This window comes from Streptococcus sp. (assembly GCF_030528045.1).
GTDB lineage: Bacteria > Bacillota > Bacilli > Lactobacillales > Streptococcaceae > Streptococcus.
In genome coordinates this window covers 1-12,879 of record NZ_JAUMZR010000047.1, presented here as the reverse complement: position 1 = coordinate 12,879, position 12,879 = coordinate 1, and the positions used below count along the sequence as shown (strand labels likewise).

The window sequence follows — 12,879 nt, the reverse complement described above, 5'->3', positions numbered from 1 at the left end:
CCATAATTTCCATAGTGGTTTTTACCCACTACAGATATTATAGAGCCCTTTTTTTTCTTATTCTATTTGAAGTGCTTCTACTCTAGCAGTATAATCGTTTTTTTGGTATAATAAAAGTTATGGAAATTGAAAAAACCAATCGTATGAACGCCCTTTTTGAATTTTATGCGGCGCTTTTGACAGACAAGCAGATGAACTATATTGAACTCTATTATGCTGATGATTACAGTCTTGCTGAGATTGCTGAAGAGTTCGGTGTCAGTCGTCAGGCTGTTTATGACAATATCAAGCGGACAGAAAAGATTCTAGAAGATTATGAGATGAAACTGCACATGTATTCGGACTACATTGTTCGTAGTCAGATTTTTGACCAGATCTTGGAGCGTTATCCCAAGGATGACTTTCTGCAGGAGCAGATAGAAATTTTAACAAGTATTGATAATAGAGAATAAGAGGAAGAAAAATGGCATTTGAAAGTTTAACAGAACGTTTACAGAACGTCTTTAAAAATCTACGAAAAAAAGGAAAAATTTCTGAGGCTGATGTCCAGGAAGCAACCAAAGAGATTCGTTTGGCCTTGCTGGAAGCCGACGTTGCCTTGCCTGTTGTAAAGGACTTTATCAAGAAGGTTCGTGAACGTGCAGTCGGACACGAGGTCATTGATACCCTCAATCCAGCCCAACAGATTATCAAAATCGTTGATGAGGAATTGACAGCTGTTTTAGGTTCCGATACGGCAGAAATTATCAAGTCACCAAAAATTCCAACCATTATCATGATGGTCGGTTTGCAAGGGGCTGGTAAAACGACATTTGCTGGTAAATTGGCTAATAAACTCAAAAAAGAAGAAAATGCTCGTCCTTTGATGATTGCGGCAGATATTTATCGTCCAGCAGCCATCGATCAGTTGAAAACACTTGGACAGCAGATCGATGTTCCTGTCTTTGCACTTGGAACAGAAGTGCCAGCTGTTGAGATAGTTCGTCAAGGTTTGGAGCAAGCACAAGCCAATCACAACGACTATGTCTTGATTGATACGGCAGGTCGATTGCAGATTGATGAGCTCTTGATGAACGAGCTTCGTGACGTTAAGGCCTTAGCCCAACCAAACGAAATCCTGCTCGTCATTGATGCCATGATTGGTCAGGAAGCGGCTAATGTTGCCCGTGAATTCAATGCTCAGTTAGAAGTGACTGGTGTTATTCTTACCAAAATTGATGGGGATACTCGTGGTGGTGCTGCTTTGTCTGTTCGTCACATCACTGGTAAACCTATCAAGTTCACTGGTACGGGTGAAAAGATTACAGATATTGAAACCTTCCACCCAGACCGTATGTCAAGCCGTATCCTTGGTATGGGGGATATGCTGACCTTGATTGAGAAGGCTTCACAGGAATACGATGAGCAAAAAGCCCTTGAAATGGCTGAGAAAATGCGTGAAAACACCTTTGATTTCAATGATTTCATTGATCAATTGGATCAGGTGCAAAACATGGGGCCAATGGAAGACTTGCTCAAGATGATTCCAGGTATGGCCAACAATCCAGCACTTCAAAACATGAAGGTGGACGAGCGTCAGATTGCGCGTAAACGTGCCATTGTGTCTTCCATGACACCTGAGGAGCGTGAAAATCCTGATTTGTTAAATCCAAGTCGTCGCCGTCGTATCGCTGCCGGTTCTGGAAATACCTTTGTCGAAGTCAATAAATTTATCAAGGACTTTAACCAGGCCAAACAGCTCATGCAGGGTGTTATGTCTGGCGATATGAACAAGATGATGAAGCAAATGGGAATCAATCCCAATAACCTCCCTAAAAATATGCCAAATATGGGAGGGATGGATATGTCTGCCCTTGAAGGCATGATGGGACAAGGTGGAATGCCGGATATGTCAGCTCTTGGAGGAGCTGGAATGCCAGATATGAACCAGATGTTTGGTGGTGGACTCAAAGGTAAAATTGGTGAATTTGCCATGAAACAGTCTATGAAACGCATGGCCAACAAAATGAAAAAAGCGAAGAAAAAACGCAAATAAAAAAGGAAAGCAGAAGTGCTTACTTAAAAAAGAACTCTGAATCCGATTCAGAGTTCTTTTGTGTTTGATTGGTTTATTCCCACTCAACGGTTGCGGGTGGTTTACTTGTAATGTCGTAGACGATACGGTTTACGTGATCCACTTCATTTACGATACGTACAGAAATCTTTTGAAGGACTTCCCAAGGAATTTTGGCAAAGTCAGCTGTCATACCATCGATAGAAGTGATAGCGCGAATGGCAATGGTGTAGTCATATGTACGACCGTCACCCATAACACCGACTGAACGAACACCAGTGTTGACAGTGAAGTATTGCCAGATATCGCGGTCAAGACCAGCTTTAGCGATTTCTTCGCGAAGGATAGCATCAGACTCACGAACAGTTTCTAGTTTTTCTTCAGTGATTTCACCCATGACGCGGATAGCAAGTCCTGGTCCTGGGAATGGTTGGCGCCATACGATGTGGTCTGGCATACCAAGCTCTGTACCGAGGGCACGGACTTCGTCTTTATAAAGAGTGTTCAATGGTTCAATCAGTTCAAACTGCATGTCTTCAGGAAGACCACCAACGTTGTGGTGTGATTTGATGGTTTGAGCAGTATCTGTACCAGACTCAATCACGTCAGTGTAAAGCGTTCCCTGAGCAAGGAATTTTACATCTTTGAGCTTACTTGCTTCGTCATCGAAGACATAAACAAACTCATTACCGATGATTTTACGTTTTTGTTCAGGATCAGAAACACCTGCAAGTTTATCAAGGAATCGTTTAGCAGCATCTGCCTTGACGATATTCAACCCAAACTTACCACCAAGCATGTCCATAACTTGGTCTGCTTCCCCTTTACGGAGAAGACCGTGGTCAACAAAGATACAGATCAATTGATCGCCGATTGCTTTCTGGAGAAGAACTCCAACGACAGAAGAGTCAACACCACCAGATAGACCGAGAAGGACACGTTTGTCTCCAACAGTTTCACGGATTTTCTTGATCTGCATATCGATGAAGTTGTCCATTGACCAGTCGCCTTTAGCCTGACAGACGTTAAGGGCAAAGTTGCGAAGGATATCATTCCCGTATACAGAATGGCGAACTTCTGGGTGAAATTGGATTCCATAGATGTGCTTGTCAGGGTTTTCAATAGCTGCATAAGGACAGTCAGCAGAAGTTCCAGTACGAACGAAATCAGCTGGAATCTCTGTAACAGCATCGCCATGGCTCATCAAAACAATCTGTTCTTCAGGAGTTCCTTCAAAGAGGGCAGAAGTGGTATGGGTAAGTGGTGATTGGCCATACTCGCGGTTACCAGCATCACCTGCAGGGACAACTTTTCCTCCAAGTTTATGAGTTAAAAGTTGCATACCATAGCAGATTCCTAAAATTGGAATGCCAAGTTCAAAAATTTCTGGGTCAATTTCAAATGAACCATCTTCGTATACAGAGTTTGGTCCACCAGAGAGGATGATCCCTACAGGGTTAATCGTACGAACCTCTGCGGCTGAGATTTTGTGACTTTTTAGCTCTGAAAAAACACCAATTTCACGAATACGGCGTGAAATCAGCTGGTTGTATTGGCTACCATAGTCCAGCACGATGATTTTTTCGACATCTTGCAAGTCAGTTGAAATGTTGCTCATCTTTTTCCTTTCTCAAAAGAAATATCTTTTTCAATATTCTATCACAAATAGGGGCGAATTACCAACTAAACAAGGCAAAGTTTGACTTTTTCTTAGCAAATACGGTACAATGGAGAAAATAAAGAAAAGAAGTGAGAATCATGTTACCAGCTTATATGAAAATCCACGATCAGATTAAGAAGGATATAGATGATCATCATTGGAAAATTGGAGAGAGACTTCCAAGTGAGCGAGATTTAGCTGAACAGTTTCAAGTTAGCCGGATGACATTACGCCAGGCTATCTCTCTCTTGGTTGAGGAAGGAGTTTTGGAGCGTCGAGTAGGAAGTGGGACTTTTGTCTCTAGCACTCGTGTCCAAGAAAAAATGCGTGGGACAACCAGTTTTACGGAGATTGTCAAATCTCAGGGGAAAGTTCCTTCTAGTCAGCTCATTTCTTACAGAAGAACCATTCCAAATGAGCAAGAGGTCGCTAAGCTAGGGATTGCTCCGACAGAGAATATTATTCGCATGGAACGGGTGCGTTACGCTGACCAAGTTCCGCTAGTCTATGAAGTCGCATCCATTCCTGAGAAATTTATCAAGGATTTCAAAAAAGAAGAAATCACCAGTCATTTCTTCCAAACCTTGCAGCAACATGGCTATCGGATTGGCAAATCCCAACAGACCATTTATGCAAGATTGGCTAAGGAAAAAATTGCTCACTATCTAGAAGTCGAAAAGGGGCATGCCATTTTAGCCTTGACTCAGGTCTCTTATCTTGAAGATGGGACGGCTTTCGAGTATGTAAAGAGTCAATACGTGGGCGAACGCTTTGAATTTTATCTTGAAAATAACTAGTCTAGAAAGGCTAGTTTTTTGTTTTAGAAAAGATTAGAATTGTCAAAACAATCTGTCTAGGCTTGATTTTATCGCTTATTTACTATAAAATGAGAAGGAAAAACGTCAAACTTTTATATTGCAAATAGGAGAAAAAATGACAAAAACATTAAAACGTCCTGAGGTTTTATCACCTGCAGGGACTTTAGAGAAGCTGAAAGTAGCTGTTCAATATGGTGCGGACGCAGTCTTCATCGGTGGGCAGGCCTATGGTCTTCGTAGCCGTGCTGGAAACTTTACTTTTGAACAGATGGAAGAAGGAGTCCAGTTCGCTGCTAAGTACGGTGCCAAGGTCTATGTGGCTGCTAACATGGTTATGCACGAAGGGAACGAAGCTGGTGCTGGAGAATGGTTCCGTAAGTTGCGTGACATCGGGATTGCGGCAGTTATCGTGTCAGATCCGGCCTTGATTATGATTGCAGCAACAGAAGCACCAGGTCTTGAAATCCACCTTTCAACCCAAGCCAGTGCGACCAACTATGAAACTCTTGAGTTCTGGAAAGAACTTGGTCTAACTCGCGTGGTTTTGGCCCGTGAAGTTTCAATGGAAGAATTGGCAGAGATTCGCAAACGTACTGATGTAGAAATTGAGGCCTTTGTCCATGGAGCCATGTGTATTTCTTACTCAGGTCGCTGTACGCTCTCAAACCACATGAGTATGCGTGATGCCAATCGTGGTGGTTGTTCACAGTCTTGCCGTTGGAAATACGATCTTTACGACATGCCCTTTGGTCAAGAACGTAAAAGTCTGAAAGGTGAAATTCCAGAAGAATTTTCAATGTCAGCCGTCGACATGTCTATGATTGACCATATCCCAGATATGATTGAAAATGGTGTAGACAGTCTCAAGATTGAAGGCCGTATGAAGTCGATTCACTATGTTTCAACTGTGACCAACTGTTACAAGGCGGCTGTAGATGCTTATCTCGAAAGTCCCGAGAAATTTGAAGCCATCAAACAGGACTTGGTAGACGAGATGTGGAAGGTTGCCCAACGTGAATTGGCAACAGGTTTCTACTATGGTACACCTACAGAAAACGAACAGTTATTTGGCGCTCGTCGTAAAATTCCTGAATATAAGTTTGTCGCTGAAGTGGTTGCGTATGATGATGCGACTCAAACGGCAACTATTCGTCAACGGAATGTCATCAACGAAGGAGATCAAGTCGAGTTTTATGGACCAGGTTTCCGTCATTTTGAGACTTATATCGAAGACCTTCATGATGCCAAGGGCAATAAAATCGACCGTGCTCCAAATCCAATGGAACTCTTGACAATTAAAGTCCCACAACCTGTTCAAGCTGGGGACATGGTCCGTGCTTTGAAAGAAGGGCTCATCAATCTCTATAAGGAAGACGGGACAAGCGTTACAGTTCGTGCCTAGATAAGGAAAAGTGAATGAATCAAGCACAAGGTTTGTTAGTTGATAATGAAGGCAGATGTATTCATTACCATGGCGAAAAGGACATCGTTTCCCTTCAGTGCTATGAGTGTAAAAAAATATTATGCTTGTTATCAGTGCCACAATGCTATAGAAACGCATGTGTTTTCGCCCTATCCCTTGGCGCTTTCTGAGGATCGACCAATTTTATGTGGGGCTTGTAAGAGGACAATGACTTTCCAAGAATACCAAAAGCAGATGGCTTGCCCTTACTGCAGTGCTCCATTTAATCCAGGTTGTAAACAACACTATTCCTACTATTTTAAATAAACTGAAACGATCCAAGTTCTAAACTTGGACTTTTCAGTTTGTTTCAGAAAATATAGTAAAATCAAGAAAAACACGCAATCTAAAATGGAAAAACTTTCTATAGAATAGGGTAAAAATAGCAAAAATAGAAATATATTATCTGAAACGCTTTCAACGTAAGTAAAAAGTTGACAAATCAAAATTTTAGGACTAAACTAAGTAAGTAAATTTTAAATAAAAGGAGAATTCATCATGAATTTAACATTTTTCGGTCTTTGTCTTGCCTGTATGGGTGTATCCCTTGCAGAAGGTACGTTGATGAACGGTTTGTTCAAATCAGCTGCTCGCCAACCAGACATCATTCCACAATTGCGTAGCTTAATGATCATGGGGATTGCCTTTATCGAAGGAACATTCTTTGTAACTCTCGTATTTTCATTTATCATCAAATAAAGAGAAGTATAAAATGGAAAAGGGAGGATTTTAGATGGAAGAAAGTATCAATCCAACCATCAATATTGGTCCTGTTACCTTTGATTTGACCTTGACTGCCTTGACCTTGCTGTCAGTAGTCGTTATTTTTGGCTTTATCTATTGGGCAAGTCGGAATATGACTGTGAAACCCAAAGGAAAGCAAAATGTATTGGAGTATCTCTATGACTTCGTAGTCGGATTTACTGAACCTAATGTAGGCTCACGGTACATGAAAGATTACTCACTCTTTTACTTGTGTTTGTTTCTTTTTATGGTGATCGCAAACAATCTTGGTTTGATGGCGAAACTTCAAACTACAGATGGGACAAACCTTTGGACATCGCCAACTGCCAATCTTCAGTTTGACTTGGCCTTGTCATTTGGAATTATCCTGATGACCCATATAGAAGGAATTCGTCGCCGTGGTGTTAAAAAGTATCTGAAAGGCTTTGTTACCCCAGGTTTTATGACACCGATGAATCTCCTTGAAGAAGTCACGAATTTCCTATCACTTGCTTTGCGGGTATTCGGAAATATCTTTGCCGGAGAAGTGATGGCTAGTTTGCTAATCACACTTTCTCATCAGGCTCTTTATTGGTATCCAGTCGCATTTGTTACCAATCTTGTCTGGACGGCGTTTTCTGTGTTTATTTCCTGTGTTCAGGCTTATGTATTCACAGTCTTGTCTTCTATGTATCTAGGAAATAAAATTAATGATGGAGAGTAGAAAGGAGTAACAGATGCACGTAACAGTAGGTGAATTAATTGGTAACTTTATTTTAATCGCTGGCTCTTTTATCCTTTTGATTGTCTTAGTTAAGAAATATGCGTGGTCAAACTTGACGAGTGTCTTCGAAGAAAGGGCAAATAAAATTGCTGCTGATATTGATGGAGCTGAACAAGCACGTCAAAAAGCAGAAACTCTTGCCCAAAAACGTGAAGATGAATTGGCTGGTAGTCGCAACGAAGCCAAAACAATCATTGAAAATGCTAAAGAGACTGCAGAGAAGAGTAAAGCAAATATTCTGGCAGATGCTAAAGTAGAAGCAGGTCGCTTAAAAGAGAAGGCGAATCAAGAAATTGCTCAGAATAAAGCTGAGGCTTTGCAAAGTGTTAAGGGCGAGGTGGCAGATTTGACGATTAGTCTCGCTGGTAAAATCATCTCAAAAAACCTTGACAGTCATGCTCATAAGGAACTCATTGATCAGTATATCGATCAGCTAGGAGAAGCCTAATGGACAAGAAAACAGCAAAGGTAATTGAAAAGTACAGCATGCCTTTTGTCCAATTAGTGATTGAAAAAGGAGAAGAGGACCGGATTTTTTCAGACTTGGATCAAATCAAGCAAGTCGCAGAAGAAACGGGCTTACCTTCTTTTTTAGCTCAGGTGGCAGTTGATGAGTCTGATAAGGAAAAAACAGTTGGTTTCTTTCAAGACTCTGTCTCACCTTTAATGCAAAACTTTATTCAGGTTCTGATTTACAATCACAGAGCAAATCTTTTTTATGATATCATTGTTGATTGTTTGAATCGTCTTGAAAGAGAAACCAATCATTTTGTTGTCACGATTTCTTCAGCTCATCCTTTAACGGACGAACAGAAGGAACGTTTGCTTCCCTTGATAGAGAAAAAAATGTCTCTGAAAGTACGGAGTATTAAAGAACAAATTGATGAAGGACTCATTGGTGGTTTTGTTATTTTTGCTAATCACAAGACAATTGATGTGAGTATAAAACAACAACTTCGAGTTGTTAAAGAAAATTTGAAATAGAAAGTGGTGTTCTTTTGGCAATTAACGCACAAGAAATCAGCGCTTTAATTAAGCAACAAATTGAAAATTTCAAACCCAATTTTGATGTGTCTGAAACAGGTGTTGTAACCTATATCGGGGACGGAATTGCGCGTGCTCACGGTCTTGAAAATGCCATGAGTGGAGAGTTGTTGATCTTTGAAAACGGCTCTTATGGGATGGCGCAAAACTTGGAGTCAACTGATGTCGGTATTATCATCCTTGGAGACTTTACAGATATTCGTGAAGGTGATACTATTCACCGTACAGGTAAAATTATGGAAGTACCTGTGGGGGACAGCCTAATCGGACGTGTTGTCGACCCACTTGGTCGTCCAGTTGATGGTCTTGGTGATATCCATACTGAAAAGACTCGTCCAGTAGAAGCGCCAGCTCCTGGCGTTATGCAACGTAAGTCTGTATCAGAACCATTGCAAACAGGTTTGAAAGCTATTGACGCCCTTGTACCGATTGGTCGTGGTCAACGTGAGTTGATTATTGGTGACCGTCAGACAGGGAAAACAACTATTGCGATTGATACAATCTTGAACCAAAAAGGTCAAGATATGATCTGTATCTACGTAGCGATTGGACAAAAAGAATCAACTGTCCGTACACAAGTAGAAACACTTCGTCAGTACGGTGCCTTGGACTACACAATCGTTGTGACAGCTTCTGCTTCACAACCATCTCCATTGCTCTTCTTAGCTCCTTATGCCGGAGTTGCTATGGCAGAAGAGTTTATGTACCAAGGCAAGCATGTTTTGATTGTTTATGATGATCTTTCAAAACAAGCGGTCGCTTATCGTGAACTTTCCCTCTTGCTTCGTCGTCCACCAGGTCGTGAAGCCTTCCCAGGGGATGTTTTCTACCTTCACAGTCGTTTGCTTGAGCGCTCAGCTAAAGTTTCTGATGAGCTTGGTGGTGGATCTATTACAGCCCTACCATTTATCGAGACACAAGCAGGAGATATCTCTGCCTATATCGCAACTAACGTGATTTCTATCACTGACGGACAAATCTTCCTTGGCGATGGTCTCTTCAATGCGGGTATTCGTCCAGCCATCGATGCGGGTTCATCTGTATCCCGTGTAGGTGGTTCCGCTCAGATTAAAGCTATGAAGAAAGTAGCTGGTACACTTCGTATCGACCTTGCTTCATACCGTGAGTTGGAAGCCTTCACTAAGTTTGGTTCCGATTTGGATGCAGCAACACAGGCTAAGTTGAACCGTGGACGTCGTACTGTGGAAGTATTGAAACAACCTGTTCATAAACCACTACCTGTTGAGAAACAAGTAACCATTCTCTATGCTTTGACACATGGTTTCTTGGATACGATTCCTGTAGATGACATTGTTCGTTTTGAGGAAGAGTTCCATACTTTCTTTGATGCTCATTATCCAGAGATTTTGGAAACCATTCGTGAAACAAAAGACTTGCCAGAAGAAGCAGTCTTGGATGCTGCGATTACAGAGTTTCTCAATCAATCCAGTTTCCAATAAGAATAGAGGTGTCAGATGGCAGTATCTCTAAATGATATTAAAACAAAAATCGCCTCAACCAAAAATACGAGTCAAATCACTAATGCTATGCAAATGGTATCGGCTGCCAAGTTAGGTCGCTCTGAAGAAGCAGCGCGCAACTTCCAAGTTTACGCTCAGAAAGTTCGTAAGCTTTTGACGGATATTCTGCATGGTAACGGATCTGGTGGTTCAACCAATCCAATGCTCTTCAGTCGCCCAGTTAAGAAAACAGGCTATATCGTTATCACTTCAGACCGTGGCTTGGTTGGAGGTTATAATGCTTCCATCCTTAAAGCCGTTATGGAGTTGAAAGAAGAATACCATCCAGATGGTAAAGATTTTGAGATAATCTGTATTGGTGGTATGGGAGCTGATTTCTTTAAGGCTCGTGGTATTCAGCCAATCTATGAACTACGTGGCTTGGCAGATCAACCCAGTTTTGATGAAGTTCGTACAATTATTTCAAAAACGATTGAGATGTACCAAAACGAACTTTTTGATGAATTGTACGTCTGCTACAACCATCATGTCAATACTCTCACAAGTCAAATGCGTGTGGAACAAATGCTTCCGATTGTTGACTTGGATCCAAATGAAGCAGATGAAGAGTATAGCTTGACCTTTGAGTTAGAAACGAGCCGTGATGAGATTCTAGAGCAGTTGTTGCCACAGTATGCCGAAAGTATGATTTACGGGGCTATTATCGATGCCAAGACAGCTGAAAATGCTGCAGGTATGACCGCCATGCAAACGGCGACTGATAATGCCAAGAAGGTCATCAATGATTTGACAATCCAGTATAACCGTGCTAGACAGGCGGCGATTACACAAGAAATTACAGAAATCGTAGCGGGGGCTAGTGCCTTAGAATAAGGCTTTACCCCTGTACGTATCAAAATGAACTTAGGCCCTAGGTGAACTAGGAACCGACAGTATCTTATATAGAATAGGAGAGGGAGATGAGTTCAGGTAAAATTGCTCAGGTTATCGGACCCGTTGTAGACGTCTTGTTTGCAGCAGGGGAAACACTTCCTGAGATTAATAATGCACTTGTCGTCTACAAAAATGACGAAAGAAAAACAAAAATCGTCCTTGAAGTAGCCTTGGAGTTGGGTGATGGTATGGTCCGTACGATCGCCATGGAATCAACAGATGGTTTGACTCGTGGAATGGAAGTTTTGGACACAGGCCGTCCAATCTCCGTTCCAGTAGGTAAAGAAACTTTGGGACGTGTCTTCAACGTTTTGGGAGATACTATTGACTTGGATGCTCCTTTCGCTGAAGACGCTGAGCGTCAGCCAATTCATAAGAAAGCTCCAACTTTTGATGAATTGTCTACCTCATCTGAAATCTTGGAAACAGGGATCAAGGTTATCGACCTTCTTGCCCCTTACCTAAAAGGTGGGAAAGTTGGACTCTTTGGTGGTGCCGGGGTTGGTAAAACTGTCTTGATCCAAGAATTGATTCACAACATTGCCCAAGAACACGGTGGTATTTCAGTATTTACTGGTGTTGGGGAACGTACTCGTGAAGGGAATGACCTTTACTGGGAAATGAAAGAATCAGGCGTTATCGAGAAAACAGCCATGGTATTTGGTCAGATGAATGAACCACCAGGAGCACGTATGCGTGTTGCCCTTACTGGTTTGACAATCGCCGAATACTTCCGTGATGTAGAAGGCCAAGATGTGCTTCTCTTTATCGACAATATCTTCCGTTTCACTCAAGCTGGTTCAGAAGTATCTGCCCTTTTGGGTCGAATGCCTTCAGCCGTTGGTTACCAACCAACACTTGCTACGGAAATGGGTCAATTGCAAGAACGTATCACATCAACTAAGAAGGGTTCTGTAACCTCTATCCAGGCTATCTATGTGCCAGCGGATGACTATACTGACCCTGCGCCAGCCACAGCCTTTGCTCACTTGGATTCAACGACTAACTTGGAACGTAAGTTGGTACAGTTGGGTATCTATCCAGCCGTTGACCCACTTGCTTCAAGCTCTCGTGCCTTGGCACCTGAAATTGTTGGTGAGGAGCACTACGCAGTTGCTGCTGAGGTTAAACGTGTCCTTCAACGTTACCATGAATTGCAAGATATCATTGCTATCCTTGGTATGGATGAACTTTCTGATGAAGAAAAGACCTTGGTTGCTCGTGCCCGTCGTATCCAGTTCTTCTTGTCTCAAAACTTTAACGTTGCAGAACAATTTACTGGCCAACCTGGTTCTTATGTACCAGTAGCGGAAACAGTTCGTGGCTTTAAGGAAATCCTTGAAGGAAAACATGACCAGCTACCAGAAGATGCCTTCCGTGGTGTCGGTTCAATCGAAGACGTCATTGCTAAGGCAGAGAAAATGGGATTTTAAGAGGTGATCTATGGCTCATTTAACTGTCCAGATCGTGACACCAGATGGCCTCGTCTATGATCACCATGCCAGCTTTGTATCGGTACGAACTCTGGATGGTGAGATGGGGATCTTGCCACGACATGAAAATATGATTGCGGTTTTAACGGTTGATGAAGTAAAGGTAAAACGTATCGATGATGATACTCATGTGAACTGGATTGCAGTGAACGGAGGAATTATCGAGATTGCTAATGATATCATTACTATTGTAGCAGACTCAGCAGAGCGTGCTCGTGATATTGATATCAGTCGGGCAGAACGTGCGAAACTTCGCGCTGAACGAGAAATCGAAGAAGCCCATGACAAGCACTTGATTGACCAAGAACGTCGCGCAAAAATCGCATTGCAACGTGCTATCAACCGTATCAATGTCGGAAATAGACTATAAAAAAATGGCTCTATAATATCTGTAGTGGGTAAAAACCACTATGGAAATTATGGAGCTT

Annotated in this window: 13 protein-coding genes and 1 pseudogene; 13 read left to right on the top strand and 1 reads right to left on the bottom strand. The window is 42.0% G+C overall.

Annotated features, from left to right (window positions below; genetic code table 11):
• Positions 1 to 119 precede the first annotated feature (119 nt).
• Positions 120 to 452 (top strand): putative DNA-binding protein, encoded by a 333-nt coding sequence (locus Q4A91_RS08365; RefSeq protein WP_000402066.1) that lies wholly within the window; start codon positions 120 to 122, stop codon positions 450 to 452.
• Positions 453 to 463: 11 nt separating this feature from the next.
• On the top strand, positions 464 to 2,035 hold the full coding sequence (ffh, locus tag Q4A91_RS08360) for a signal recognition particle protein (protein WP_303213061.1): 1,572 nt from the start codon (positions 464 to 466) through the stop codon (positions 2,033 to 2,035).
• Between the two features lie 73 nt (positions 2,036 to 2,108).
• Here ffh and guaA read toward each other — a convergent pair whose 3' ends face one another.
• On the bottom strand, positions 2,109 to 3,671 hold the full coding sequence (gene guaA, locus Q4A91_RS08355) for a glutamine-hydrolyzing GMP synthase (RefSeq protein ID WP_303213059.1): 1,563 nt from the start codon (positions 3,669 to 3,671) through the stop codon (positions 2,109 to 2,111).
• Positions 3,672 to 3,811: 140 nt separating this feature from the next.
• Between guaA and Q4A91_RS08350 the strand changes: the two genes are divergently transcribed.
• The 11 genes and pseudogenes from Q4A91_RS08350 (at position 3,812) to Q4A91_RS08300 (ending at position 12,821) form a co-directional block, all read left to right on the top strand.
• Positions 3,812 to 4,510 (top strand): GntR family transcriptional regulator, encoded by a 699-nt coding sequence (locus Q4A91_RS08350; protein WP_303213058.1) that lies wholly within the window; start codon positions 3,812 to 3,814, stop codon positions 4,508 to 4,510.
• Between the two features lie 136 nt (positions 4,511 to 4,646).
• Entirely contained in the window at positions 4,647 to 5,933 is a 1,287-nt protein-coding gene (locus Q4A91_RS08345; protein WP_000169101.1) for a U32 family peptidase, read from the top strand.
• A gap of 14 nt (positions 5,934 to 5,947) precedes the next feature.
• Positions 5,948 to 6,260: pseudogene (locus Q4A91_RS08340) on the top strand (CHY zinc finger protein).
• Between the two features lie 231 nt (positions 6,261 to 6,491).
• Positions 6,492 to 6,692, top strand: coding sequence for a F0F1 ATP synthase subunit C (locus Q4A91_RS08335; protein ID WP_303213056.1), 201 nt, complete (start codon positions 6,492 to 6,494; stop codon positions 6,690 to 6,692).
• A 34-nt stretch (positions 6,693 to 6,726) separates the two neighbouring features.
• A complete protein-coding gene (gene atpB / locus Q4A91_RS08330; protein ID WP_242745504.1) occupies positions 6,727 to 7,440 on the top strand; it encodes a F0F1 ATP synthase subunit A in 714 nt (237 codons plus the stop codon).
• A 13-nt stretch (positions 7,441 to 7,453) separates the two neighbouring features.
• Complete coding sequence (gene atpF / locus Q4A91_RS08325; RefSeq protein ID WP_061427227.1) at positions 7,454 to 7,948, top strand: F0F1 ATP synthase subunit B; 495 nt, start codon at positions 7,454 to 7,456, stop codon at positions 7,946 to 7,948.
• Positions 7,948 to 8,484, top strand: coding sequence for a F0F1 ATP synthase subunit delta (locus Q4A91_RS08320; RefSeq protein ID WP_038806143.1), 537 nt, complete (start codon positions 7,948 to 7,950; stop codon positions 8,482 to 8,484). Before atpF ends, Q4A91_RS08320 begins: the two co-directional genes overlap by 1 nt.
• Positions 8,485 to 8,498: 14 nt before the next feature.
• Complete coding sequence (gene atpA, locus Q4A91_RS08315; protein ID WP_303213051.1) at positions 8,499 to 10,004, top strand: F0F1 ATP synthase subunit alpha; 1,506 nt, start codon at positions 8,499 to 8,501, stop codon at positions 10,002 to 10,004.
• Positions 10,005 to 10,019: 15 nt separating this feature from the next.
• Positions 10,020 to 10,898, top strand: a complete 879-nt coding sequence (locus Q4A91_RS08310; protein ID WP_303213049.1) for a F0F1 ATP synthase subunit gamma — start codon at positions 10,020 to 10,022, stop codon at positions 10,896 to 10,898.
• A gap of 86 nt (positions 10,899 to 10,984) precedes the next feature.
• A complete protein-coding gene (gene atpD, locus Q4A91_RS08305; protein ID WP_000094372.1) occupies positions 10,985 to 12,391 on the top strand; it encodes a F0F1 ATP synthase subunit beta in 1,407 nt (468 codons plus the stop codon).
• A 10-nt stretch (positions 12,392 to 12,401) separates the two neighbouring features.
• Positions 12,402 to 12,821, top strand: coding sequence for a F0F1 ATP synthase subunit epsilon (locus Q4A91_RS08300; protein WP_303213047.1), 420 nt, complete (start codon positions 12,402 to 12,404; stop codon positions 12,819 to 12,821).
• Positions 12,822 to 12,879: the final 58 nt, after the last annotated feature.